Source organism: Pseudomonas sp. VE 267-6A (genome assembly GCF_024126555.1).
In the GTDB taxonomy this organism is placed as follows: Bacteria; Pseudomonadota; Gammaproteobacteria; order Pseudomonadales; family Pseudomonadaceae; genus Aquipseudomonas; species Aquipseudomonas palmensis.
Map to the genome: position 1 here is coordinate 1 of NZ_JAMYBY010000017.1, position 23369 is coordinate 23369.

Consider the following 23369-nt stretch of genomic DNA (forward strand, 5'->3'; position numbering starts at 1 on the left):
CACGCTGTGTGCGCTTTACACCTTGCTCCATCTGACTCTCCGGAAATTCGGGATGGGAGGTGTAAACCTTATTCAGGACGGGACAACGGCCATTAAAAAGCCCCGCCAGTGCAAACTGGCGGGGCTTTTTATTGCCTGATGCCTGGTGGTGGATGTGTCACCGACAACGCCGAATCCGCAGGAATCGGCGCTGCCAGCAAACAAGCCGCCCAGTCAATACAAGTTGGGTTCCATCTCCAGCGCGACGCCGAAGCGCGCCAGCACATCAGCCTGAATCCGCTGCGCCAGCGCATGCAACTGCTTGCCACTGGCCTGCCCGTAGTTCACCAGCACCAGCGACTGCAAACGGTGCACCCCGGCATCGCCCTCGCGAAACCCCTTCCAGCCCGCCTGCTCGATCAACCACCCCGCCGCCAGCTTTACCTGACCATCGGCCTGTGGATAACCTACCGCATCCGGATACGCCTCGCGCACGCGCTGCGCCAGCTCGGCGCTCACCACCGGGTTCTTGAAGAAGCTTCCGGCATTGCCCAGCTCGGCCGGGTCTGGCAGTTTCTCGCGACGAATGCTGCAGATGGCATCGCTGACATTCTGTGCGGTCGGCTGACCGATGCCCTGCTCACTCAGCCGCTGGCGTACCGGGCCATAGTCCAGGTGCAGGTGCTCGGCGCGATTGAGCACGAAGCGAACCCGCAGGATCAGCCAGCGCCCGGGATTACGCTTGAACACACTGTCACGGTAGGCAAAATCACACTGTTCCAGCGCGAACTCGTGCAACTGGCCGGTTTCCCGATCCAGTGCCGTAAGCCCGGCAAACACGTCCTTGATCTCCACGCCATAGGCGCCGATGTTCTGCATCGGCGCCGCCCCGACGGTACCGGGGATCAGGCTGAGGTTTTCCAGCCCCGACAGTCCCTGGGCCAGGGTCCACTGCACGAAGGGATGCCAGGGCTCACCCGCCTCTGCCTCGACCACCACGCGTTGGCCATCATCCGACAGTATCCGCACACCGACACTGGCCATGCGCAGCACCAGCGCCTGGATATCGGCAGTCAGCAGCAGGTTGCTGCCGCCACCGATCACCAGCACCGGCAGGTGCTGTTCGGCTGCGTGCGCCAGCAGCTGGCGCACTTCGTCATCGTTGTGTGCCTGGGCGAAATACTGCGCCTTCACTTCGATTCCGAAGGTGTTGTAAGGCTTGAGTGAAACCTGCGATTGCACCTGCACGCTCATAGCCGGCCCTTCAGCTCGACCACCAGCTTGCTACAAGCCAGCTCAATGAGATCAAGCACCTGTTCGAAGCCCTCTTCGCCGCCGTAGTAAGGGTCGGGCACTTCATCCAGCTCACCCTCGTAGCGGCGCAGGAACAGGTCCAGTTCGGCGGTACCGGCAGACGGTTGCAGCGCCTTGAGGTGGCCGAGATTGCTGGTGTCCATTGCCAGGATCAGGTCGTACCGGCTGAAGTCCTGCGCGCTCACCTGCTGTGCACGCTGTGCGGACAGGTCGTAGCCGCGCGCCAGCGCAGCGCGGCGGGTTCGGCTGTCGGGCGGCTTGCCCACATGCCAGTCTCCCGTACCCGCCGAGGCCACTTCGACCTGATCCTCGAGGCCTGCCAGCTTCAACTGATGGCGCAACACGCCCTCGGCCGTCGGCGAGCGGCAGATGTTGCCCAGGCATACGAACAGGACGCGCATCAGGCCTCCAGCAAGCGCCGAACGCGCTCCAGGTCTTCAGGTGTGTCGACGCCCACAGGCGGCGCCTGCAAGGCATCGGCCACGTGGATGCGCACGCCATTCCACAGCGCACGCAACTGCTCCAGCGACTCGGTCTGCTCCAGGCCGCACGGGCCCCAGGCGACGAAGTCCTGCAACAGGCCTGCGCGATAGGCGTACATGCCGATATGCCGGCGATAAGGCACACCCGCCGGCAATTGCTCGCGGCTCTGGGCAAACGCATCACGCGCCCACGGCAAGGGCGCACGGCTGAAGGTCAGGGCCAGGCCGTTGCGGTCGGTGCTCACCTTGACCGCATTGGGGTTGAACAGCACTTCGACGTCTTCGATCGGCTCGGCCAGCGTGGCAATGCCCGCTTCAGGATGCGCCGCCAGGTTGGCCGCCACCTGGTCGATGATCGCCGGGGGAATCAACGGCTCGTCACCCTGCACATTGACCACGATCGCATCTGCCGACAGGCCCAGCTGGGTGGCGACTTCGGCCAGGCGGTCGGTGCCCGACTGGTGGTCCTCACGGGTCAGCAGCACCTCGGCGCCAAACCCCTGGCATGCAGCGACGATGCTCGGGTCATCGGTGGCAATCACCACGCGGGTGGCGCTGCTTCTGCGCGCCTGCTCCCAGACGTGCTGCACCATCGGCTTGCCGGCAATCGACAGCAATGGCTTGCCCGGTAGACGGGTGGAGCGCAGGCGTGCTGGAATCACAACGGTGAAATCCAGGCTCATTTGTCCAGGCGCTCGTCATCGGTCAGGGTTCGGGCTTCGCTCTCGAGCATCACCGGGATACCGTCACGAATCGGGTACGCCAGGCCGGCCCCCTTGCTGATCAGCTCGGTCTTGTCGGCGCTAAGCTTGAGCGGGCCTTTGGTGATCGGGCAAGCAAGGATGTCGAGCAATTTGGTGTCCATGGATATTCCTCAGGCCTGTGGCCGGAAAAAGAAAATGTCAGGGCTGGCGAGGCCCGGGCAGCAGACGCGCCAGCTGCGCGTCGAGCCAGGCCACGAAGGCCGGCGAAGGCAGTGCGTCGACCGCAAGATACCACCAGTCATCGGCGGCGAAAGCACGGCATTTCACCGCATCCTTCTCAGTCATGACCAGCGGCAATGACGGGGTGAAGCTCAGGGCCTGGGCGTTGTACGCCGCATGGTCGGCAAACGCATGCGGCACAGGCTGCCAGCCCAGCCCCTGCAGGGTGTTGAAAAATCGCTGAGGGTTGCCGATGCCGGCCACCGCGTGCAATGCCTGGCCCGGCGCAAAATGCTCCAGGCCTCGGCGCTCGCCGCTGCGCAGGTTGACCAGTGCCGTAGGGGCCAGGGTGAAGGCAAAGCCATCGTCACGGTCGCTGAGGGCGCCGTTGTAGAGCACGGCGTCCACTTCATCCAGGCGCTCCTCCGGCTCACGCAGCGGCCCGGCAGGCAGGCAGCGGCGATTGCCGAGGCCGCGGGCCGCGTCGATCAGCACCAGCTCGAGATCACGCGCCAGGCGGTAGTGCTGCATGCCGTCGTCGCACAGGATCAGGTCCAGCGGCTCGGCGTCGAGCAAGGCCCGCACGGCCTGGCTGCGATCGGGGTCGATCATCAGCGGCACGCCGGTGCGCTGCACGATCAGCAAGGGTTCGTCACCGGTCTGTTCGGCCGGTTGATCGGCACGCACGCGCCACGGCAGTTGCGGCGCAGTGGCCCCATAGCCTCGGCTGACCACCCCCACGCGCAGGCCGCGCTGGCGACAGTGCTCGATCAGAAACAGGATAAGCGGGGTCTTGCCGGTGCCACCCACGGTGATGTTGCCCACCACCAGCACCGGCACCGGTGCGCGATAGATGTCGCCCTGCCCGGCCAGAAAACGCTCGCGCTTGCCCCGCACCACCCGGCGATACAGGGCCTCGAGCGGGCGCAACAATACCAATGCCGGGTGGCCGGCATACCAGGCATGCAACAGGCGATCGGCAAGCGCCATCAAGGTGTCCCCTGGGCGGCCTCGACCGTGGTCATGCGCAACTGGCTGAAGCCGAGCTTGCCAGCGGCATCCATGGCGGTGACCACGGCCTGGTGCGGAGTCTTGCCGTCAGCGCTGATCGACAGCGGCATCTTGGTGTCGCCCTGTGATTCCTTCTGCAGGGCCTCGGTCAGGGTGCCCAGGTCGCTCTTGGGCAACAGGTGGTTGTTGACCGAGTACACGCCTTCGGCGCTGATGGTGATTTCCAGCTGCTTGGCCTCGGTGTCGGGCGCCGGAGCGCCGCTGACCGCCTCGGGCAGTTCGACACGCAACTGGGTTTCACGGGTGAAGGTGGTGGTCACCACGAAAAACAGCAGCAGGATGAACACCACGTCGATCAGCGAAGCGAGGTTGATGTCCACGGTCTCCCGTGGCTTGCGCCGGAATTTCACGCCTTGCCCTCGCTCAGGTCGACATCACGGTCCCCCTGGACCACTTCCACCAGCTTGATGGCCTCCTGCTCCATGCCCACCACCAGCTCATCGATGCGCCGTTGCAGAAAACGATGGAAGAATACTGCCGGGATACCCACCATCAGGCCGGCTGCAGTGGTGATCAACGCCTTGGAGATCCCCCCCGCCAATACCGAGGCATTGGTGGTCATGCCGGACCCGGTGAAGGCACTGAAGATATCGATCATGCCCAGCACGGTGCCCAGCAGGCCCAGCAGCGGCGCCATGGCCGCGATGGTGCCCAGTGCGTTGATGTAGCGCTCCAGCTCGTGGATGACACGGGCGGCGGCTTCCTCGATGCACTCCTTCATGATTTCGCGACCATGGCGGGAGTTGGCCAGGCCTGCGGCCAGGATCTCGCCCAGCGGCGAGTCGGCGCGCAGGGTCTTGAGCTTCTCGCTGGTGAGCTGTTTGTCCTTGATCCAGCGCCACACCTGGCCGAGCAGGTGCGGCGGGGTGACACGACTGGCGCGCAGGGTCCACAGGCGTTCGGCGACGATAGCCATGGCAGCGATGGAACTCAGAATGATCGGCAGCATCATCCAGCCACCGGACTTGACCAATTCCCACACAGTAGCGACCCCCTCGAAAAAGTCCGCCACTTTACCATAGGGGGCCACGGGGCCGAACAGCGTCATGTCGGCTCCCGCCAGAAGCGGCGCTGGCTGCGTTGCCCGACCGCCTGGCCAAAGCTGCCCAGCACCAGGCGCACCGCCCCGTGCAGGGCGCTGTCGTGCACGGTGATACCCAGCGCCTGGTAACGCGCCATCACCTGTGCGTGCGGATGCCCGAATGCATTGTGGCGCCCTCGCGAAATCAACACGCCCCGTGGCCGGGTTCGCTCGAGAAAGGCCTGGCTCGACGAGGTGCGGCTGCCATGATGGGGCGCCTGCAACCAGTCGACCGGGCCGGCTGTCGACTCGCGCAGCCAGGCGCGCTCGGCCTGGGCATCGATGTCACCGGTAAGCAGCAGGGTTTCCCCGCCGGCATCCACGTGCAACACACAGGAGCGCTGATTGCTGTCGCCGGCCTGCTGCCAGCGCCACAGGCTGAAGAGCACGCCATCCCACTGCCATTGCTCGCCACTGGCGCAGGCCTGGGCCTGCAGTTGCCCGGGCAGCTCATCCGGGTCGCCGCCCACCACACGCACCAGCGGCACGCTGCGCTGCACCGCCAGAGCGCCGCCGGCATGGTCGGCATGGGCATGGCTGATCAGCGCCAGGTCCAGCTCGCGCACCCCCAGCTTGCGCAGAGTCGGCACGACCACCCGCTCACCCAGGTCGCTGCCACGGGTGGCCGGGCCTGCGTCATACAGCATCGCATGGTGACGGGTACGCAGCACAAACGCCTGGCCCTGGCCGACATCCAGCTGCCACACCTCCAGTTGCCCATGGGCGATCTCGTTGCGAGGCGCACAGCCGGCCAGCAGCAGCAAGGGCCAGCCCAGCACCCGCATCGGCAGCCCGCCCGGCAACAGCAGCAGTACCGCGCCACCGCCCACCATCAACCATGCCCATATCGGCAAGGCGACCGGTGTCCAGGCCGGTTGCCAATGTGCCACCTGTGCCAGTGTCCAGAACAAGGCTGCCAGCGATCCTCCAGCCAGCCACAACAGGGCCTCCCCCAGCAACGGGAGCCCCTGCAGCAGTGTGCCGGCCAGCGCCAGGGGCAACACCGCGATACTGACCCAGGGCACCGCAACCAGATTGGCCAGCGGTGCCGAGAGACTGATCGGCAGCCCCAGCGCCAGCAGCACCGGCAACAGGCCGATCGCGATCAGCCATTGGGCCCGGCACCATGCCAGCCAGGGGTTCCAGGCCCCCAGCCGGCCGCCGAACACATACACCAGCACCGCCACCGCTGCGAACGACAGCCAGAACCCCGGCTGCAGGCTGGCCAATGGCTCCACCAGCAATACACCGTTGAGGGCAAGCAGCAAGGGAATCCAGGCCCCAAGGTGGCGAAAACGCAGGCGCCACAACAGCACCACCGCCAGCATGATGCAGGCGCGTCGTACCGGTACCTGAAAGCCCGCCATCAAGCCGTACGCCAGGGCCGCCGCAAACGCCAGGCCGCACGCCCAGGGTAGCCAGGGCAGCGCCCTGGGCCATGCCCCCACACGTGCCAACCCGGCCACCAGGCCGTACACCAGACCGGCCAGCAAGCCGATGTGCTGACCGGAAATCACCAGCAGGTGCACCGTGCCGGTTGCCTGGAGCACCTGCCAGTCCTCCTGTGCCAGCGCCCCGCCGTCACCCAGCACCAGCGCCGCCAGCGCACCTTCGCGCCCATGGGCCTGAGCCCCGAGCAGGCGCTGGCGCACCGAATCACGCCACGCATGGCTGGCCGGGGCCAGTCGTTCACCTGCCCTTACGCGGCCGGTGGCACCGATTCGCCGAGCCAGCATGGCCGCTTCCTGGTCAGGCCCATGGGGGTTGAGCAGGCCGGAGGGGCGCTGCAGCTGCACCGCCAGGCGCCAACGCTCGCCACTGTTGACCGGCGGCCCGCCAAACCAGCTCAGGCTCAGCCGCTGCGGCAACTGGGCGCGGCGCGAGGAGGCTTCGGCCAGCTCGAAACGCACCGAATGTGGGCCCTGCTGCGCCAGGCCCACTACCCGACCTTCCAGCCACAGGGTGCGCCCCTCCAGCTCGGGCCGCAGTCGATCGTCCAGCGCCCATTGCGCCGAGCAACAGGCCCAGGCAAAACCAAGCAGGAACAGACCGGGCACTGCCCATCGACACACCAGGCATAACATTCCCGTCATGCCGATGCCCCAGAGCCAGCCGACCGACGGCAAGGCAGGTAGCACGTTGAGCGCCAACAGCCCCAAGGCCAGCGCCAACATCCTTGTGCGCATGGGTAAAGCTCCTGAGCAGATCTCACCCCAGAGGCTTAGATCACCCAGGCCCGCACCTTGCTTATTAATTGTCACAAAGTCTGAATTGGCGCTGTTTACAATCCGTGCATACTGGCCACTTCAGAACGCCGAGAGCCCACATGCCGCGTCGACTTTTCAAACGCTACATGCCAGATCCGACGAGCATTCGGGAACATAAATCCTTACGCTTTCTCGGCCGGCTGCTGCACGACCCCAACCTCTGGCACCTGAATCGCCATTCGGTGGCACGGGCCATGGCCGTAGGCCTTTTCGCAGCCTTCATCCCTATCCCGATGCAGATGCTGCTGGCCGCCAGCCTGGCGGTTCTGGTGCGTGGCAACATGCCCATCGCCGTCAGCCTGGTGTGGCTGACCAACCCCATCACCATGCCGCCGGTGTTCTACTGCACCTACCAGGTGGGGGCATGGCTGATGCAGATACCGCCACGCACGCTGCCTGAGGAACTCACCTTCGAATGGATCACCGACCAGCTGTCGACGCTGTGGCAGCCCTTTCTGCTGGGCTCGGTGGTGTGCGGCGTGCTGCTGGGGGCGCTGGCCTACTGCCTGACCATGCTCTACTGGCGCTGGTGGGTGGGCAGGCAGTGGCGCAGGCGCAAGCAGAAATCAGCTGCGCATTCCTCGCCCGCTGACCAGTAGGCGCACGCAGCCGATGTACAGCACCGCGGTGGCCACCAGCATGAAGGTGATGGCCACGCCGATGCGGATGTCCGAGACGCCCAGGATGCCGTAGCGGAACGAGTTGACCATGTGCAGCACCGGGTTGGCCAGCGACACGGTCTGCCAGAATGGCGGCAGCAGGGTGATGGAGTAGAACACCCCACCCAGGTACGTCAGCGGCGTGAGCACGAAGGTCGGGATGATCGAGATGTCATCGAAGTTGCGCGCAAACACTGCGTTGATGAAGCCCAGCAGCGAGAAGATCGTCGCGGTCAGCACCACCACCAGCACCGTCACGCCCAGGTGATGCACCTGCAGATGGGTGAAGAACAGCGACAGCAGGGTCACGATCACTCCCACCGCCAACCCGCGCAGCACGCCGCCCAGGGTGTAGCCGATGAGGATGGTGTGCGGCGACACCGGCGACACCATCAGCTCCTCGATCGAACGCTGAAACTTGCTGCCGAAGAAACTCGACACCACGTTGCCGTAGGAGTTGGTGATCACCGACATCATGATCAGGCCCGGCACGATGTACTCCATATAGGTGAAGCCACCCATGTCGCCGATCTGCCGGCCGATGAGGTTCCCGAAGATCACGAAGTACAGCACCATGGTGATCGCCGGGGGCAGCAGGGTCTGCGGCCAGATCCGCGTGAACCGCCGCACTTCTCGATAGACGATGGTATTGAGGGCAACCAGGTTGGCGCGCAGTTCCGAACTCATACCGCCACCTTCGCCAGGTTTTTTTCCACCAGGGACACGAACAGCTCCTCGAGACGATTGGTCTTGTTGCGCAGGCTCAGCACCTCGATGTTCTGCAGGGCCAACTGGCCGAACAGCGCGGTGATGCCCACGTCCTTGTCCACCTGCACTTCCAGGGTGTGCGGGGTGATCAGCCGGCACGGGTAGCCGGCCAGTTGCGGCGCCTGGGCCAGGTCATGCTTGAGGTCGAGCAGGAAGGTCTCCACATGCAACGTGCCCAGCAACTGACGCATGCTGGTGTTCTGCACGATGGTGCCGTGGTCGATGATGCCGATGTTGCGGCACAGCTGCTCGGCCTCTTCCAGGTAGTGGGTGGTCAGGATGATGGTGATGCCCTTCTGGTTGAGCTCGGTCAGAAAGCTCCACATCGAACGGCGCAGCTCGATGTCGACGCCAGCGGTAGGCTCGTCGAGGATCAGCAGGCGCGGTTCGTGGATCAGCGCGCGGGCAATCATCAGGCGGCGCTTCATGCCGCCGGACAGCGAGCGCGATGGCACGTCACGCTTGTCCCACAGGCCCAGCTGGGTCAGGTACTGCTCGGCGCGCTCCCTGGCCACCTTCATCGGGATGCCATAGTAACCCGCCTGGGTCACGACGATATCGAAGGTCTTTTCGAACTGATTGAAGTTGAACTCCTGGGGCACCACGCCGATGCAGCGCTTGAGCGCGGCTGGCTCTCGGTCCAGGTCATGGCCGAACACATTCACCGTGCCGCTGGTCTTGTTGACCAGGGTCGAGAGAATGCCGATGGTGGTGGATTTGCCGGCGCCATTGGGGCCGAGCAAGGCGAAGAAATCACCTTCGGCGACATCCAGGTCGATGCCCTTGAGGGCCTGGAAGCCATTGCCGTAGGTCTTGGTTAGCTGCCGAATGGACAGAGCAGAACTCATAGCAGGTCTACACACCAGGTTGAAGGGTTCACAAGGCAGGCGGTCAGACAGGGCCGACCGCGACGAATGTGGCCATGGTGCTTGCCCAGGCCACGCAAGTACAGTGAAGTGTATCGATATTGACTATCAGGGTAATCGACAGGTTCAGGTCAGCGCGGTCATTACCGCCGCCTGGTAGGCCGGCCGTTGCCTGAGGCGCTCGTACCACGCACGCAGGTGCTTCATTTCCGGACGCTCGATGGGCATCTCGAACCAGGCATACACGAAGCAGCCCAGCGGGATGTCGCCCATGCCGATCGCTTCCCCCGACAGGTAGGGTTGCGTGGCCAGGGCCTGATCGGCGATCGACAGCAGTTCGGCGCATTGCTTGTGCGCGGCGTTGATCTGCACCCAGTCCTGCTGGTCAGACGGGGTACGCAGGATGCCCCAGAACAACGGGCGAAATGGCGTAGCCAGCGATGACGTGGTCCAGTCCATCCACTTGTCTGCGCTGGCCCGGGCCGCCGGGTCGGCGGGGTACCAGTCAGTGTTTGGGGCATACCGGCCACACAGGTAGCGAACGATGGTATTGGATTCCCACAGCACCAGCTCGCCATCCTCGAGCATCGGCACCCGGCCGTTGGGGTTGAGGGCACGGTAGTGCGGCTCGTCGACCACGCCGAACTCGCCACCGGCATCGATCGACTGGTAACCCAGGCCCAGCTCCTGGGCGCACCACAGCGCCTTCCTGACGTTTGACGAGTTCTTGCGTCCCCAGATCTTCAGCATGACGACTCCTGACATAGGCGGTGGGCACTCAGTCTACCCGAGCTGGCGAGGCTGACAATCGCTGGCCCGCGGCCCGAAAACGCGAACTTCCACAGGTCACGTCCTGTCACTGTTCTGACGGGTTGTTTGGCACAGGCGGTCTAAGCTCTGTCGGATAGCTATTTCTGGAGCTCACGGAGGAAAGCATATGTTGCTGTTGTGGTTAGTGGTGCTGGTGGTCGGTATTGCCTACCTGGCGCACCGGCGGGTTGCCCCCCTGCCCGCACTGGGCGTGGTTGCCGTCTACCTGGTGGCGATGGGCGCATTCAGCCATGCCCCCGGCTGGCTGTTGACGATCTTCTGGCTGCTGCTGGTGGCCACTGCCGTGCCCCTGGTGCTGCCCGATCTGCGCCGCAAATGGCTGACTGCCCCGCTGTTCGGCTGGTTTCGCAAAACCTTGCCGCCGATGTCGCAGACCGAGCGCGAGGCCATCGATGCCGGCACGGTCTGGTGGGACGGCGAGCTCTTCAGTGGCCGCCCCGACTGGAACACCCTGCTGGCCTATCCCAAGGTGCAACTGAGCGCAGAAGAGCAAGCCTTCATCGACGGGCCCACCGAGGAGCTCTGCGCCATGGTCAGCGACTGGCAGATCGGCCAGGACATGGACCTTCCCGCCGAAGCCTGGGCGCACATCAAGACCCATGGCTTCTTTGCCCTGATCATTCCCAAGGAATACGGTGGCAAGGGCTTTTCCGCCTTCGCTCATTCACAGGTCGCGATGAAACTGGCCACCCGCAGCGGCGACCTGGCCTCCACGGTGATGGTGCCCAACTCGCTCGGCCCGGCCGAACTGCTGCTGCACTACGGCACCGACGAGCAACGCAACCATTACCTGCCCCGCCTGGCCCGCGGTGACGACATCCCGTGCTTCGCCCTCACCGGTCCGCTGGCCGGCTCCGACGCCGGCGCCATGCCCGACACCGGGGTCATCTGCAAGGGCCAGTGGCAGGGCGAGGAAGTACTGGGCCTGCGCCTGAACTGGGAGAAGCGCTATATCACCCTGGGCCCGGTGGCGACGCTGCTGGGTCTAGCGTTCAAGGCCTACGACCCCGATCACCTGCTGGGTGACAAGGAGGAGCTGGGTATCAGCCTGGCTCTCATCCCGACCGACACCCCAGGTGTCGAGATCGGTCAGCGCCATCTGCCGCTGGGCGCCGCGTTCATGAACGGCCCCAACAGCGGCAAGGACGTGTTCGTCCCGCTGAGTTTTCTGATTGGCGGGCAGGAGATGCTCGGCAAGGGCTGGATGATGCTGATGAACTGCCTGTCGGTGGGACGCTCGATCTCCTTGCCGGCAGTCGGTACCGGTGCCGCCAAGTACACCAGCCTGGTAACGGGCCAGTACGCACAGGTGCGCGAGCAGTTCAACGTACCGCTGGCCGCGTTCGAGGGCATTCAGGAGGCTCTGGCCCGCATCGGCGGCAATGCCTGGCTGATGGACAGCGCACGCATGCTCACCGCCAACGCGGTGGACCTGGGTGAAAAACCCTCGGTGCTGTCGGCGATCCTCAAGTACCACCTTACCGAACGGGGGCGCGAATGCATCCAGCACGCCATGGACGTGCACGGGGGCAAGGGCATCATCATGGGCCCGAACAACTACCTGGGTCGCAGCTGGCAGGGGGCACCGATCTTCATCACCGTCGAGGGCGCCAACATCCTCTCGCGCAACCTGATGATCTTTGGCCAGGGGGCGATTCGCTGCCACCCGTTCGTGCTCAAGGAGATGGCCCTGGCAGCACGTGAAGACCACGACCAGGCGCTCAAGGAGTTCGACGCCCTGCTGCTCAGGCATGTGGGCTTCGCGGTGGGTAACGCGGCCAGCACGCTGGTCCTTGGGTTGGGCCTGGGGCGCTTTGAAAAGGCACCCGGCGATGCATTGAGCCAGGGATACTTTCGCGCACTCGATCGCCAGGCGGCGGCCTTCGCCCTGCTGGCCGACCTGTGCATGATGCTGCTCGGTGGCGAGCTGAAACGCCGTGAGCGCCTGTCGGCGCGCCTTGGCGACGTATTGAGCAACCTGTACCTGGGTTCGGCAGCCCTCAAGCGCTACCACGATCTCGATTCGCCCGAGTACCTGCGGCCGCTGTTGCGCTGGGCCATGGAAGAAAGCCTGGGCCAGGCCGAAAAAGCCCTGGACCGCCTGCTCGACAACTTCCCCAATCGGTTCCTCGGTGGCGCGCTGCGCTTGGTGGTGTTCCCGTTCGGGCGCCGTCATACCGGCCCGTCGGACGAACTGGATGCCGAGGTTGCTGCGCTGCTGGGTCGCGCCAAGGGTGATCCGGCACTCGAACAACTGCTGGCTGGCTGCTATCGCCCCACCGATGCAAGCGACCCGGTGGGCGCGTTGCAACAGGCCAGCGACCTGCTAAGGGCCAGCGCCCCGCTGCACAAGAAGCTGCACCAGGCCCACAAGGGCGGCCAATTGGCGCCGGCTCCCGGCGAATCGCTGATCGACGCAGCCTTGCACGCCAACACCTTGCAGGCCGGCGAAGCTCAAAGCCTGCACGAGGCCGAAGCCGCACGGCGCCGTGTGATCGACGTGGATGCGTTCAGCAAGGACGAGCTGCTGCCCACCGAGGGCAAGGTGCGCTGAGCATCACTCCAACGGGACATCGGGCGCGGGGAGCCTTATACTCCCGCGCCCGATTTTGCTCTAGAGGATCGCCCGCATGGCCAACGCCACTGCTCAACTGGAATACCACCTCGCCCTGCTCACCCACCTGCGCACCATCCTTGCAGCCCTGGGTGAGGCCGAACAGGTACCGGAAGAAAGCCACGCGCTGTTTCTGGAGCGTTTCGACGACCTGATGCAACAGTTGCCGGTCGACCCGGAGAGCACCTACCTGGGTCAGGACCTCATCTGCCAGGTCATCCAGCGCTACCCGCAGATCGCGCACCTTATCCCCCGCGACCTGCTGTGGTTCTTTGGCGGCGATTGCCTGCACTACATGCCGGAAGAAGAACTGGCCATGTACCAGGAGCTGGAAGAACGCCGCTACGAAGCCGAGCAGAACGACGAACCGTTCGACTGGAACCAGGAGAAGCAGTTGTTGAGCATGTCGGGCGACGACAGCAAGCACTGATGCGCAAGCTACCTGTCAGCGCGACCAGCAGAACTGGCAGGTAGCCCCCATGACCACGTCCCGCACAAAGCGCATTCACATGACTGCGTGTGCTTGAACGGGCTCAGAAGAAAAAGTACACGCCGGTATCGAGCTCGAGTGCCGTTCGCACCTGCGCCTCCACCTTCAGCAGTGCACCTACCTCGGGGCAGGCTTCGATACAGGCCGACACCAACGCACTGAATGCCGCCAACTGCACAGTGCCTAGAATCCTTTCATCTTCGTACTCATCGATGTTCAGCGCCAGCGCTCGATTGGCCTGCGTGAAAAGCCCCGATCGCCACACGGCTTCGAATTCCTCTGCATCCAGCTGAACATCTAGCAGGTCTGCGTCCGTACAGGTATCGGTATCCAGCCGCGACATGGCGCCTCGGCTCAACGGCACACAGATTATTTTCATGCTGCCCCCTGCCATCGCGCGGCGTTTTTTATGCAAAAAAAAACGCCGTTCATACGAACGGCGTTTTCTTTGAATTTGGAGCGGGAAACGAGACTCGAACTCGCGACCCCGACCTTGGCAAGGTCGTGCTCTACCAACTGAGCTATTCCCGCAAATGGCGTCCCCTAGGGGACTCGAACCCCTGTTACCGCCGTGAAAGGGCGGTGTCCTAGGCCACTAGACGAAGGGGACACTGCCTGAAACACCATGGTGTAGTGTTTCAGCTCCAGAAATACACCCGAAGATGCTTTCTGGTTTCACTCAGCCCTGCCGTGAAGCAAAGCTGCTTAAAATTGGAGCGGGAAACGAGACTCGAACTCGCGACCCCGACCTTGGCAAGGTCGTGCTCTACCAACTGAGCTATTCCCGCAATGGCGTCCCCTAGGGGACTCGAACCCCTGTTACCGCCGTGAAAGGGCGGTGTCCTAGGCCACTAGACGAAGGGGACACACTACAACATTCACTCCCTGCCGCGTTTCGCTGTGTGCTTTACGCTGCAAGTGGCGCGCATTCTAGGGGTGCTTTGAGAAGTCGTCAACCCCTAGATATAAATTTATTTAAATCAATGACTTCGCCCTGCTTTACGCTGCCACGGAGGCCGCAGCGCGCCTGAGCCTTGACGATTATTTTCTGACGCACATACGCGACGCGGCCCAGTGCTGGCGGCACCTTAAGGCAAAATGCCAGCAATCCGCCCTGCTCAACTGCCAAACAGCTCTATCCGGGCAAAAGCGAAGCCACTACACTCAAACGGCAAACCTTCCTGTATGAGGCGTTAACGGTGACACCACTTCTGATCACCCTGCTTATAGTAGCGGGTATCGCACTCTTGATCGTGATTGGCTACCTGAACAATGTAGTCGAGAGCAACAAGCTGGAACGAGCCCGTCTCAAGATCGAGCTGGCCGACCGCTTGCGTCGTTGTGGCGAAATCACCGAAACCTTCCCCGGCCAGTTGATGACCCCGGCACTCAAGCTGCTGCTGACCCGCCTCGAACTGAACCTGAACCAGCGCCGCCTGGCCCTGGACAAGCACAACCGTGAAATCCAGGCACGCATCAGCGAGCTCCAGGGCCTGATTGCCCTGGGCGATGGCATACCGGTGAACAACCCTCCCGGCCCGATCCAGACCGAAGCCCGTGCCAAGGATGTACGCTTTCTGCTCGAAGCCCTGCACAGCCAGGTGGTGCGCGCCTCCCAGGAAGGCTTCCTGCCGACCAACGAAGCCAAGTATTGGGTAAAGGAAATTCGCCATATCCTGGTGCTGCTGCACATCGAGTTCTTCAACAACCTAGGGCAGCATGCGCTGCAGCAGAACCAGCCGGGGCAGGCCCGCCTGGCGTTCGAACGGGGCGTGCAGTACCTGCGCAAGCAACCTGATCCGGTGCTCTACCGCGAGCAGCTCGACTATATGGACAAACTGCTGGCACGCGCCAACGCCATGGTACTGAGCCAGAACCAGCCAACCGAAGACGAGGTCAACCCACTGACCGAAGGGCTGAAGTCCGACACCGAAGAAGACTGGAAGAAGAAAGTCATCTACGACTGATTGCAACACAACCCATTCGCCAGCAGCTCCCGACAGGAGCCTTGCTGGCGAATGGGCGCAACGCCTCTACCCGCCTCAGCAGTCCGTCGAATCCAGGAAAATCCGCGCCAGACGCTCCAGCCCGGCCTGATCCTGCTCACCAAAGCGTGCAAGTACAGGGCTGTCCAGGTCCAGCACGCCGATCAGCGCACCGTCCTTGACCAGAGGGATCACCAACTCGCTGTTGGAGGCGCTGTCACAGGCAATATGCCCCGGGAAGGCATGCACATCCTCCACACGCTGGGTCTGGCGTGTAGCCGCCGCAGCCCCGCACACCCCGCGCCCGAACGGGATGCGTACACACGCAACCTGCCCCTGAAACGGCCCCAGCACCAGCTCTTCACCGCGCGCCAGGTAGAAACCTGCCCAGTTCAGGTCTTCGACCTGGCTGTACAGAAAGGCGGAAAGCTGCGCAGCGTTGGCAATGAAATCCCGCTCCCCGTCCAGTAGTGCCTCCAGCTGCGCCGCCAGCAGGTCATAGCCGCACTGGCCGCCCCCCACTGCATTCAAATCGATCATTACTGTTGCTCCAGCAGTTTCAGGCCCACCCAATAGCGGGCAAATTGATAGGCGCAGCGGCCATTGCGATTGCCGCGGCCGGTTGCCCAGCGGATCGCGGCCTTGTCCAGCTCTTCATCCCGCGCCCAGACCAGACCTGGCGCCAGCGCCAACTGGGTGATCCAGTGCTCGACCACATCAAGGAAGTGCTCTTGGGTGAACGGGTAGAACGACAGCCACAGACCAAAGCGGTCCGACAGGGCAATCTTGTCCTCGACGGCCTCGCTGGGGTGCAGCTCGCCGTCGACCATCTTCCAGTTCTCGTTGTCGCTCTGCTTTTCCGGCACCAGGTGCCGACGGTTGGAGGTGGCATACAGCAGAACGTTGTCCGGCGCCTGCTCGAGAGAGCCGTCCAGCACGCTCTTGAGCACGCGGTAGTCGCCCTCCCCGGCCTCGAACGACAGGTCATCGCAGAACAGCACGAAACGCTGTGGCAGTTTGTGCAGTTGTTCCACCACCCGCGGCAGGTCCGCCAGGTGGTCACGCTCGATCTCGATCAGGCGCAGCCCCTGTGGGGCGTACTCTGCCAGCAAGGCACGCACCAGCGACGACTTGCCGGTGCCGCGCGAGCCCCACAGCAGCGCGTGATTGGCCGGCATGCCGTCGATGAACTGGCGGGTATTGCGGCCCAGTTGTTCACGCTGCCTGTCGACACCGATCAGGTCGGTCAGGCGCATGTCCAGGCTGACCTCGAGCGGCAGCAGAAAACCGCTGCGCCCTTCGCGCTGCCAACGGGCAGCCAGGCACTGGGTCCAATCGATGCTGGGGCGCAATGCCGGCAGCAGCGGCTCCAGACGCGCCAATACCGATTCGGCGCGCTCCAGGAAAGCATTCAAGCGAGAGTCCACGTTATGTCCTCGACACAGATTCTTGGGGAAGCCTGAATGTGCGACAGTACCTGCCAGCTACCGGGGGTGATCGGCTATGCTTGCGCAGCGCACGGAAAGTGGAACTGGCTCGGGATACATGGATATCAAGTTCACCAATCGCCTGTCTTACAAGCAAGCCCGGCTGACGGTCCTGGTCGGTTTCATCCTGGGAACATTGCTCAGTCTCATCCAGATCGGCATCGATTATGCCAGCGAAGACGCCTCTATCAATCGCGAGATGCAGGCACTGCTGCAAATCAGCCACAACCCTGCCTCGCGCATTGCCTACAACCTCGATGCGGAACTGGCCAACGAACTGACCCTGGGCCTGCTCAAATCCCCCGCCATCACCCGTGCGCGCCTGATCGACAACACCGACAGCGTGTTGTCCGATGTGCAGCGCCCGCGCGAACAAAGCAGCTATCGGGTATTGAGTGATTTTCTCTTCGGCCAGAGCCGGCAGTTCCAGGATCGCCTGATGCTCGACCAGATGCCCAGCGAATACCTCGGCACCCTGTATCTTGAAGTCGACACCTTCGCCTTCGGCAGCCGCTTTCTGAAGCGGGCCGAAGTAACGCTGCTCAACGGGTTCGTGCGCAGCCTGGTGCTGACCGGCATCCTGCTGGCACTGTTCTATTTCATGTTGACCAAGCCGCTGGTGCGGGTGATCAGCGCCCTGAGCAACAGCAATGCGCGCGCGCCCAACCAGAACAAGCTGGCCTTCCCGCCCGGTCACGAACAGGACGAGATCGGCGTGCTGGTCAAGGTCGCCAACCAGCAGTTCGTGAGCATGGCCACCGAGATCCAGCAGCGGCGCAACGCCGAAAACCGCCTGACCGACTACCTCAACGAGCTGGAAAACATCGTTTCGGCCCGTACCAACGAACTCAAGTCCAGCAACACCCGCCTGAGCCAGTCCAACGAGGAACTGGAGCAGGCGCGACGCCGAGCACTGGACATGGCCCAGGCCCGTGCCGCATTCCTGGCCAACATGAGCCACGAGATCCGCACCCCGCTCAATGGCCTGCTGGGCATGATCGCGCTGTCGCTGGACAGCCCGCTCAACGCCGAACAACGCCAGCAGCTGTCCATCGCCCACGACTCGGGCAAGGTACTGGTGGAACTGCTCAACGATATTCTCGACCTGTCCAAGTTCGACGCCGGCCAGCTGGAGCTGGAGCGCATCCCCTTCGACCTCGGCGCCCTGGTGGAAGACACCGCCAACCTGCTGTCGCAGAACGCGGCGCCCAGCGTGGAGCTGACCTGCCTGATCGATCCGCAGTTTCCCAGCAGCGTGCTGGGTGACCCCACGCGGGTGCGCCAGATCGTCAGCAACCTGCTGTCCAATGCGCTCAAGTTCACCCGTTTCGGGCGTGTCGACGTTCGCCTGGGCACCTACCCCGGCGGCGTGCGCCTGGAAGTCTGCGACACGGGCATCGGCATCCCGCTGGAAGCCCAGGTCAGGATCTTTCAGCCTTTCACCCAGGCCGGTGCCGGTATTACCCGCCAGTATGGCGGCACCGGCCTGGGCCTGGCGCTGACCCGCAACCTTTGCGAAGCCATGCAGGGGCGCCTGAGCATCAGTTCGGAAGCTGGCTTCGGCAGCCAGTTCAGTGTCGAGCTGCCGCTGGCCTCCCACACCCCGGCGATTGCACCCGCTCCCCTGCGCGGCAAGGTGGTGGCGATCAGCAGCGCCAGCAGCGGCCTTGCCGAACTGCTGCAGAGCCTGCTGCCACGTTGGGGGCTGACGTACTCGCGCCATGACAGTATCGACAGCCTGGTCGACCTGGAGCCCGACCTGCTGGTCACCGACAACCTGGATGGCCTGTTCGGCCTGCGTCCGTCACTCAAGGCGCCAATCCTGCTGGTGACCGCCTATGGCAACTTCCTGCCGGGGGAAGAAGCCGCCCAGCTGGCGCCGCTGCAGCAGCAGGCCCGCCCGCTGGCCCGCAACGCCCTGTACCAGACCTTGCAGCGCATTCTGCAGGGCAGTGACGATGCAGGCCCGATCGCCCAGGCGGGCACCCCGACCAGCGAGCGACGTGCCCGCATCCTGCTGGTGGAAGACAACCCGGTGAACCAGCTGGTCGCCAAGGGCATGCTGGGCAAGCTGGGCTGCGAGGTGATCGTGGCCGCCCACGGCGGGGAGGCCCTGGAGCAGTTGGAGCAAGCCGCCTTCGACCTGGTGCTGATGGACTGCAACATGCCGGTGATGGACGGCTACGAGGCCAGCCGGCGCATACGCCAGAGCGGACGCTGGCCCGACCTGCCCATCGTGGCACTTACCGCCAACGCCATGCCCGAGGAGCGCGAACGCTGCCGGGCGGCAGGCATGAACGACTACCTGGCCAAACCCTTTCGCCGCGAAGAGTTGCTGGCGCTGATCGATCACTGGGTGCCGCCAACAGCCCCTGAAACCTAGCGCAGCAGCTTTTCGATATCGCCCGCCAGCGCCTCGGGCTTGGTGCTGGGCGCATAACGGCTCACGGCACCCGACTGCGGATCGACCAGGAACTTGGTGAAATTCCACTTGATCGCCTGCGAACCGAACAGGCCGGGAGCCCTCTGCTTGAGCGCGGCGAACAGGGGATGCGCGCCCGCCCCATTGACCTCGACCTTTCTGAACAGGGGAAAGCTCACGCCAAAGTTGGCTTCACAGAACTGCGATATCGCCAGCTCATCGCCCGGCTCCTGCTTGCCGAACTGGTTGCAGGGAAAGCCCAACACCACCAGGCCGCGCTCGCGATAGCGCTGCCATAGCGACTCCAGGCCCTTGTACTGTGGCGTGAACCCGCACTGGCTGGCGGTATTGACCACCAGCACCGCCCTTGCCGGGTAATCCGCCAGGGTTTTCTGCTCGCCCCGCAGGGTGGTGCAGGGAATATTGAGCAAACTGTTGTCGGCCATGACCGCGTCTCCTGCGTTCGGGTGGGTTACTGTCGCGGCACCAGGTCAAGGCACACCGAGTTGATGCAGTAGCGCAGACCGGTGGGCGGCGGGCCGTCGGGAAACACATGGCCCAGGTGGGCATCGCAAGTGGCGCAGGTGACTTCGGTGCGAATCATGCCATGTGAGGTATCGCGGATCTCGACCATCGCGTTGTCGGCGATAGGCTCGTAGAAGCTGGGCCAGCCGCAGCCGGAGTCGAACTTGGCTCTGGAATCGAACAGCGGCTTGTTGCAGCAGATGCAATGGTAGACGCCATCGGTGCGGGTGCTGTTGTACTTGCCGCTGAACGGGCGCTCGGTGCCCTTCAGGCGACACACGTTGTACTGCTCGGGGTCGAGCATCGCACGCCATTCTTCCAGGGTTTTCTCGATCTTTTCCATCACCAGGCCTCGCTGAATTAAAAACCCCGCACTGCGTCTTTTCGACAACGCGGGTGGCACGTATTATTGCGCCTCATCAGACGTCAGTCTGGCACCCGCGTTACACGCATTTCAAACGTTTTCACAGCGCAATGCGCGGCGATCTTTTCTAATCGGGATCACATCATGCAGGTCAGCAAATCGAACAAGCTCGCCAATGTCTGCTACGACATTCGCGGCCCGGTGCTCAAGCACGCCAAACGCCTGGAGGAGGAAGGCCACCGCATCCTCAAGCTGAACATCGGCAACCCGGCGCCCTTTGGTTTCGAGGCGCCCGACGAGATCCTCCAGGATGTGATCCGCAACCTGCCCACCGCCCAGGGCTACAGCGACTCCAAGGGCCTGTTCAGCGCGCGCAAGGCGGTGATGCAGTACTACCAGCAGAAGCAGGTCGAAGGTGTCGGCATCGAGGACATCTACCTGGGCAACGGCGTGTCCGAGCTGATCGTGATGTCGATGCAGGCCCTGCTCAACAACGGCGACGAGGTGCTGATCCCGGCCCCGGACTACCCGCTGTGGACCGCTGCGGTGAGCCTGGCCGGCGGCAACCCGGTGCACTACCTGTGCGACGAGCAGGCCGACTGGTTCCCCGACCTTGCCGACATCAAGGCCAAGATCACCCCCAACACCAAGGCCATGGTGATCATCAACCCGAACAACCCCACTGGCGCGGTGTACTCGCGCGAGCTGCTGCTGGGCATGCTGGAAATCGCCCGCCAACACAACCTGGTGGTGTTCTCCGACGAGATCTACGACAAGATCCTGTACGACGATGCCGTGCACATCTGCACCGCCTCGCTGGCCCCCGACCTGCTCTGCCTGACCTTCAACGGCCTGTCCAAGTCGTACCGGGTGGCGGGCTTCCGCTCCGGCTGGCTGGCGTTGTCCGGGCCCAAGCAGCACGCCCAGAGCTATATCGAAGGCATCGACATGCTGGCCAACATGCGCCTGTGCGCCAACGTGCCGAGCCAGCACGCCATCCAGACCGCACTGGGCGGCTACCAGAGCATCAATGACCTGGTGCTGCCGCCAGGTCGCCTGCTGGAGCAGCGCAACCGCACCTGGGAGCTGCTCAACGACATTCCAGGGGTCAGCTGCGTCAAGCCGATGGGCGCCCTGTATGCCTTCCCGCGCATCGACCCGAAGGTCTGCCCGATCTTCAACGACGAAAAGTTCGCCCTTGACCTGCTGCTGTCGGAAAAACTGCTGATCGTGCAAGGCACCGCCTTCAACTGGCCGTGGCCCGACCACTTCCGCGTCGTGACCCTGCCACGTGTCGATGACCTGGAGCAGGCGATCGGTCGCATCGGCAATTTCCTCAAGACCTACCAGCAGTAAGCCCGAATGCCTGCCTGCGCCAGCCCTGGCGCAGGCCACGGGCCAACCTCAAGCCTGCCGCTCTGGCTCGCGCACCTGGCATTCTCCGCGCCTGCCCGCACAAGTACACAGTTTGAAATAGTCGCCCGGTTGAATACACGGAGCGCGCACCTTATATACCCCGCATACGCAAGCTTTCTATCCGTCAGGAGAACGTAACAACCATGATGCGCATTTTGCTGTTTGTGGCCACCAACCTTGCGGTCGTGCTGATTGCCAGCATCACCCTGAGCCTGTTCGGCTTCAACGGGTTCATGGCGGCAAACGGGGTTGACCTCAAGCTCGACCAGTTGCTGATTTTCTGCGCTGTGTTCGGCTTTGCCGGCTCGCTGATCTCGCTGTTCATCTCCAAGTGGATGGCGAAGATGAGCACCGGTACCCAGATCATCACCCAGCCGCGCACCCACCATGAGCAATGGCTGCTGCAGACCGTCGAAGAGCTTTCCCGCCAGGCAGGCATCAAGATGCCCGAGGTGGGCGTCTTCCCGGCCTATGAGGCCAACGCCTTCGCTACCGGCTGGAATCGCAACGATGCGTTGGTCGCGGTCAGCCAGGGCCTGCTCGAGCGTTTCTCGCGTGATGAAGTACGCGCCGTGCTGGCCCACGAGATCGGCCACGTCGCCAACGGCGACATGGTGACCCTCGCGCTGGTACAGGGTGTGGTCAACACCTTCGTGATGTTCTTCGCACGCATCATCGGCAACTTCGTCGACAAGGTGATCTTCAAGAACGAAGAAGGCCAGGGCATTGCCTACTACATCGCGACCATCGTTGCCGAACTGGTCCTGGGTATCCTGGCCAGCATCATCGTCATGTGGTTCTCGCGCAAACGCGAGTTCCGCGCCGACGAAGCCGGCGCCCGCCTGGCCGGCACCAACGCGATGATCGGCGCGCTGCAGCGCCTGCGTTCTGAACAGGGCGTGCCTGTGCACATGCCTGACACCCTGAATGCCTTCGGCATCAATGGTGGCCTCAAGCAGGGCCTGGCAGGCCTGCTGATGAGCCACCCGCCGCTGGAAGATCGTATCGAAGCCCTGCGTCGTCGCGGCTAAGCGAGCAGCAGGCAAACAGGAAGGGCGACCCACGGGTCGCCCTTTTTCATTTCAGCGTTGCAGACGGTACACCCGCTCCAGCAGCCGATCAGCACCCGCCTTGATGAACCTGGGGCTCTGCGCCAACACGTCGTCCTGCGCGGCGATCGCCAACTGCCAATGCTCGCCGAACAGGCACTCGACCTCTTCATCGGGCACGGCAAAGGGCGGACCGTCAGTAACCGCCTGATCGTAGTCCAGAGTGATCAACAGGCCCTTGCAAGGCGACGGCAGGAGCTGCTGCAGATGCGCCACATACCGCTCGCGCATGGCAGGCGGCAAGGCGATGATCGCGGCACGGTCGTAAAGGCCCGTACAGCCCCGCACGTCACCCGCGGTCAGTGCGAAGAAATCGCCACACCACAACTCGATGCCCTCGCTGCGGTAGACCGTGAAGGCCCCCTGCTGCGAAACCTGCGGCTCCCGCTCATGCTCGGAAAAAAAGTCCTTCACCGCCCGCTCGGACAACTCCACCCCAAGCACGTCGTGGCCTTGCGCGGCCAGCCACGCCATGTCCAGGCTCTTGCCGCACAGCGGCACCAGTACACGGGCACCAGGCGCAATGCCCAGTGCGGGCCAATGCTGCTGCAGATACGGGTTGACCTGCTGCTGGTGAAAGCCGATCAGATCGTTCTCCCAGCGGTTGTGCCAGAACGCGGGCTGCATAACCTTACCTCGATAAATTCGATTAAATACCGCAAAAACTTATATTAGATTTAGATCAATGATCTGCCTGAAGATGGCTGCATATTAAC

Annotated in this window: 24 protein-coding genes and 4 tRNA genes; 7 read left to right on the forward strand and 21 right to left on the reverse strand. The window is 63.4% G+C overall.

What is annotated here, in order from left to right; genetic code table 11:
• Positions 1 to 213: 213 nt before the first annotated feature.
• The 8 genes from murB to NJH59_RS19330 form a co-directional block, all read right to left on the reverse strand.
• Positions 214 to 1233: a UDP-N-acetylmuramate dehydrogenase gene (murB, locus tag NJH59_RS19295; RefSeq protein ID WP_043862886.1), complete on the reverse strand. Its 1020-nt coding sequence runs from the start codon at positions 1231 to 1233 to the stop codon at positions 214 to 216.
• Positions 1230 to 1694: a low molecular weight protein-tyrosine-phosphatase gene (locus NJH59_RS19300; RefSeq protein ID WP_054915815.1), complete on the reverse strand. Its 465-nt coding sequence runs from the start codon at positions 1692 to 1694 to the stop codon at positions 1230 to 1232. The genes murB and NJH59_RS19300 overlap by 4 nt, the downstream gene beginning before the upstream one ends.
• Positions 1694 to 2458 carry a 3-deoxy-manno-octulosonate cytidylyltransferase gene (gene kdsB / locus NJH59_RS19305; protein WP_043862888.1) on the reverse strand — a complete coding sequence of 255 codons (765 nt, stop codon included), beginning with the start codon at positions 2456 to 2458 and terminating at the stop codon, positions 1694 to 1696. Before kdsB ends, NJH59_RS19300 begins: the two co-directional genes overlap by 1 nt.
• Positions 2455 to 2640, reverse strand: a complete 186-nt coding sequence (locus NJH59_RS19310) for a Trm112 family protein (protein WP_003247142.1) — start codon at positions 2638 to 2640, stop codon at positions 2455 to 2457. Before NJH59_RS19310 ends, kdsB begins: the two co-directional genes overlap by 4 nt.
• 37 nt (positions 2641 to 2677) lie before the next feature.
• Positions 2678 to 3688: a tetraacyldisaccharide 4'-kinase gene (lpxK, locus tag NJH59_RS19315; protein ID WP_253087186.1), complete on the reverse strand. Its 1011-nt coding sequence runs from the start codon at positions 3686 to 3688 to the stop codon at positions 2678 to 2680.
• Positions 3688 to 4119 carry a biopolymer transporter ExbD gene (locus NJH59_RS19320; protein WP_078479738.1) on the reverse strand — a complete coding sequence of 144 codons (432 nt, stop codon included), beginning with the start codon at positions 4117 to 4119 and terminating at the stop codon, positions 3688 to 3690. Before NJH59_RS19320 ends, lpxK begins: the two co-directional genes overlap by 1 nt.
• Positions 4116 to 4751 (reverse strand): MotA/TolQ/ExbB proton channel family protein, encoded by a 636-nt coding sequence (locus NJH59_RS19325; RefSeq protein ID WP_162484877.1) that lies wholly within the window; start codon positions 4749 to 4751, stop codon positions 4116 to 4118. Before NJH59_RS19325 ends, NJH59_RS19320 begins: the two co-directional genes overlap by 4 nt.
• 62 nt (positions 4752 to 4813) lie before the next feature.
• The gene (locus NJH59_RS19330) at positions 4814 to 7036 is read right to left on the reverse strand and encodes a DNA internalization-related competence protein ComEC/Rec2 (RefSeq protein WP_253087187.1); all 2223 of its coding nucleotides are present in this window, start codon (positions 7034 to 7036) and stop codon (positions 4814 to 4816) included.
• A gap of 140 nt (positions 7037 to 7176) precedes the next feature.
• Here NJH59_RS19330 and NJH59_RS19335 point away from each other — a divergent pair, with 140 nt between their 5' ends.
• Positions 7177 to 7716, forward strand: a complete 540-nt coding sequence (locus NJH59_RS19335; protein ID WP_043862892.1) for a DUF2062 domain-containing protein — start codon at positions 7177 to 7179, stop codon at positions 7714 to 7716.
• Here NJH59_RS19335 and NJH59_RS19340 read toward each other — a convergent pair.
• From NJH59_RS19340 to NJH59_RS19350, 3 genes are all read right to left on the reverse strand, one after another.
• Entirely contained in the window at positions 7684 to 8463 is a 780-nt protein-coding gene (locus NJH59_RS19340; protein WP_058541067.1) for an ABC transporter permease, read from the reverse strand. The genes NJH59_RS19335 and NJH59_RS19340 overlap by 33 nt on opposite strands.
• On the reverse strand, positions 8460 to 9392 hold the full coding sequence (locus NJH59_RS19345) for an ABC transporter ATP-binding protein (RefSeq protein WP_043862894.1): 933 nt from the start codon (positions 9390 to 9392) through the stop codon (positions 8460 to 8462). The genes NJH59_RS19340 and NJH59_RS19345 overlap by 4 nt, the downstream gene beginning before the upstream one ends.
• 144 nt (positions 9393 to 9536) lie before the next feature.
• Positions 9537 to 10160, reverse strand: a complete 624-nt coding sequence (locus tag NJH59_RS19350) for a glutathione S-transferase (protein WP_253087188.1) — start codon at positions 10158 to 10160, stop codon at positions 9537 to 9539.
• Positions 10161 to 10347: 187 nt separating this feature from the next.
• Here NJH59_RS19350 and NJH59_RS19355 point away from each other — a divergent pair, with 187 nt between their 5' ends.
• The gene (locus NJH59_RS19355; RefSeq protein ID WP_043862896.1) at positions 10348 to 12795 is read left to right on the forward strand and encodes an acyl-CoA dehydrogenase; all 2448 of its coding nucleotides are present in this window, start codon (positions 10348 to 10350) and stop codon (positions 12793 to 12795) included.
• 76 nt (positions 12796 to 12871) lie between these two features.
• Positions 12872 to 13285 carry a PA2817 family protein gene (locus NJH59_RS19360; protein ID WP_043862897.1) on the forward strand — a complete coding sequence of 138 codons (414 nt, stop codon included), beginning with the start codon at positions 12872 to 12874 and terminating at the stop codon, positions 13283 to 13285.
• Between the two features lie 103 nt (positions 13286 to 13388).
• Here NJH59_RS19360 and NJH59_RS19365 read toward each other — a convergent pair whose 3' ends face one another.
• The 5 genes from NJH59_RS19365 to NJH59_RS19385 form a co-directional block, all read right to left on the reverse strand.
• Complete coding sequence (locus NJH59_RS19365) at positions 13389 to 13724, reverse strand: hypothetical protein (RefSeq protein WP_063612007.1); 336 nt, start codon at positions 13722 to 13724, stop codon at positions 13389 to 13391.
• 76 nt (positions 13725 to 13800) lie between these two features.
• Positions 13801 to 13876: transfer RNA gene (locus NJH59_RS19370), tRNA-Gly, on the reverse strand.
• A gap of 3 nt (positions 13877 to 13879) precedes the next feature.
• Positions 13880 to 13955: transfer RNA gene (locus NJH59_RS19375), tRNA-Glu, on the reverse strand.
• Between the two features lie 102 nt (positions 13956 to 14057).
• Positions 14058 to 14133 (reverse strand) — tRNA-Gly (locus NJH59_RS19380).
• Positions 14134 to 14135: 2 nt separating this feature from the next.
• A tRNA-Glu gene (locus NJH59_RS19385) sits at positions 14136 to 14211 on the reverse strand.
• 333 nt (positions 14212 to 14544) lie between these two features.
• On the opposite strand from NJH59_RS19385, the gene NJH59_RS19390 reads away from it, so the two are divergent.
• Positions 14545 to 15312 (forward strand): hypothetical protein, encoded by a 768-nt coding sequence (locus NJH59_RS19390; RefSeq protein WP_043862749.1) that lies wholly within the window; start codon positions 14545 to 14547, stop codon positions 15310 to 15312.
• Positions 15313 to 15387: 75 nt separating this feature from the next.
• On the opposite strand, the gene NJH59_RS19395 is transcribed toward NJH59_RS19390, so the two are convergent.
• On the reverse strand, positions 15388 to 15870 hold the full coding sequence (locus NJH59_RS19395; protein ID WP_054915824.1) for a GAF domain-containing protein: 483 nt from the start codon (positions 15868 to 15870) through the stop codon (positions 15388 to 15390).
• Positions 15870 to 16757 (reverse strand): ATP-binding protein, encoded by an 888-nt coding sequence (locus NJH59_RS19400; protein ID WP_058541064.1) that lies wholly within the window; start codon positions 16755 to 16757, stop codon positions 15870 to 15872. The genes NJH59_RS19395 and NJH59_RS19400 overlap by 1 nt, the downstream gene beginning before the upstream one ends.
• 76 nt (positions 16758 to 16833) lie before the next feature.
• Between NJH59_RS19400 and NJH59_RS19405 the strand changes: the two genes are divergently transcribed.
• Positions 16834 to 19200: a response regulator gene (locus tag NJH59_RS19405; protein ID WP_253087189.1), complete on the forward strand. Its 2367-nt coding sequence runs from the start codon at positions 16834 to 16836 to the stop codon at positions 19198 to 19200.
• Here NJH59_RS19405 and NJH59_RS19410 read toward each other — a convergent pair.
• Positions 19197 to 19685 (reverse strand): glutathione peroxidase, encoded by a 489-nt coding sequence (locus tag NJH59_RS19410; protein WP_043862745.1) that lies wholly within the window; start codon positions 19683 to 19685, stop codon positions 19197 to 19199. The genes NJH59_RS19405 and NJH59_RS19410 overlap by 4 nt on opposite strands.
• A gap of 26 nt (positions 19686 to 19711) precedes the next feature.
• On the reverse strand, positions 19712 to 20107 hold the full coding sequence (gene msrB / locus NJH59_RS19415) for a peptide-methionine (R)-S-oxide reductase MsrB (RefSeq protein WP_043862744.1): 396 nt from the start codon (positions 20105 to 20107) through the stop codon (positions 19712 to 19714).
• Positions 20108 to 20272: 165 nt separating this feature from the next.
• Between msrB and NJH59_RS19420 the strand changes: the two genes are divergently transcribed.
• Both NJH59_RS19420 and htpX read left to right on the forward strand, forming a co-directional pair.
• Positions 20273 to 21484: a pyridoxal phosphate-dependent aminotransferase gene (locus NJH59_RS19420; protein WP_043862743.1), complete on the forward strand. Its 1212-nt coding sequence runs from the start codon at positions 20273 to 20275 to the stop codon at positions 21482 to 21484.
• A gap of 203 nt (positions 21485 to 21687) precedes the next feature.
• Positions 21688 to 22575: a protease HtpX gene (htpX, locus tag NJH59_RS19425; protein ID WP_043862742.1), complete on the forward strand. Its 888-nt coding sequence runs from the start codon at positions 21688 to 21690 to the stop codon at positions 22573 to 22575.
• A 51-nt stretch (positions 22576 to 22626) separates the two neighbouring features.
• Here htpX and NJH59_RS19430 read toward each other — a convergent pair whose 3' ends face one another.
• A complete protein-coding gene (locus tag NJH59_RS19430; RefSeq protein ID WP_058541062.1) occupies positions 22627 to 23280 on the reverse strand; it encodes a thiopurine S-methyltransferase in 654 nt (217 codons plus the stop codon).
• Between the last annotated feature and the right edge of the window lie 89 nt (positions 23281 to 23369).

What these genes read in the sequence shown, in the direction of transcription:
- murB (WP_043862886.1), bottom strand. Translation starts at nt 1,233, where the DNA reads ATGAGCGTGCAGGTGCAATCGCAGGTTTCACTCAAGCCTTACAACACC.
- NJH59_RS19300 (WP_054915815.1), bottom strand. Translation starts at nt 1,694, where the DNA reads ATGCGCGTCCTGTTCGTATGCCTGGGCAACATCTGCCGCTCGCCGACG.
- kdsB (WP_043862888.1), bottom strand. Translation starts at nt 2,458, where the DNA reads ATGAGCCTGGATTTCACCGTTGTGATTCCAGCACGCCTGCGCTCCACC.
- NJH59_RS19310 (WP_003247142.1), bottom strand. Translation starts at nt 2,640, where the DNA reads ATGGACACCAAATTGCTCGACATCCTTGCTTGCCCGATCACCAAAGGC.
- lpxK (WP_253087186.1), bottom strand. Translation starts at nt 3,688, where the DNA reads ATGGCGCTTGCCGATCGCCTGTTGCATGCCTGGTATGCCGGCCACCCG.
- NJH59_RS19330 (WP_253087187.1), bottom strand. Translation starts at nt 7,036, where the DNA reads ATGCGCACAAGGATGTTGGCGCTGGCCTTGGGGCTGTTGGCGCTCAAC.
- NJH59_RS19335 (WP_043862892.1), top strand. Translation starts at nt 7,177, where the DNA reads ATGCCGCGTCGACTTTTCAAACGCTACATGCCAGATCCGACGAGCATT.
- NJH59_RS19340 (WP_058541067.1), bottom strand. Translation starts at nt 8,463, where the DNA reads ATGAGTTCGGAACTGCGCGCCAACCTGGTTGCCCTCAATACCATCGTC.
- NJH59_RS19345 (WP_043862894.1), bottom strand. Translation starts at nt 9,392, where the DNA reads ATGAGTTCTGCTCTGTCCATTCGGCAGCTAACCAAGACCTACGGCAAT.
- NJH59_RS19350 (WP_253087188.1), bottom strand. Translation starts at nt 10,160, where the DNA reads ATGCTGAAGATCTGGGGACGCAAGAACTCGTCAAACGTCAGGAAGGCG.
- NJH59_RS19355 (WP_043862896.1), top strand. Translation starts at nt 10,348, where the DNA reads ATGTTGCTGTTGTGGTTAGTGGTGCTGGTGGTCGGTATTGCCTACCTG.
- NJH59_RS19360 (WP_043862897.1), top strand. Translation starts at nt 12,872, where the DNA reads ATGGCCAACGCCACTGCTCAACTGGAATACCACCTCGCCCTGCTCACC.
- NJH59_RS19365 (WP_063612007.1), bottom strand. Translation starts at nt 13,724, where the DNA reads ATGAAAATAATCTGTGTGCCGTTGAGCCGAGGCGCCATGTCGCGGCTG.
- NJH59_RS19395 (WP_054915824.1), bottom strand. Translation starts at nt 15,870, where the DNA reads ATGATCGATTTGAATGCAGTGGGGGGCGGCCAGTGCGGCTATGACCTG.
- NJH59_RS19405 (WP_253087189.1), top strand. Translation starts at nt 16,834, where the DNA reads ATGCTTGCGCAGCGCACGGAAAGTGGAACTGGCTCGGGATACATGGAT.
- NJH59_RS19410 (WP_043862745.1), bottom strand. Translation starts at nt 19,685, where the DNA reads ATGGCCGACAACAGTTTGCTCAATATTCCCTGCACCACCCTGCGGGGC.
- msrB (WP_043862744.1), bottom strand. Translation starts at nt 20,107, where the DNA reads ATGGAAAAGATCGAGAAAACCCTGGAAGAATGGCGTGCGATGCTCGAC.
- NJH59_RS19420 (WP_043862743.1), top strand. Translation starts at nt 20,273, where the DNA reads ATGCAGGTCAGCAAATCGAACAAGCTCGCCAATGTCTGCTACGACATT.
- htpX (WP_043862742.1), top strand. Translation starts at nt 21,688, where the DNA reads ATGATGCGCATTTTGCTGTTTGTGGCCACCAACCTTGCGGTCGTGCTG.
- NJH59_RS19430 (WP_058541062.1), bottom strand. Translation starts at nt 23,280, where the DNA reads ATGCAGCCCGCGTTCTGGCACAACCGCTGGGAGAACGATCTGATCGGC.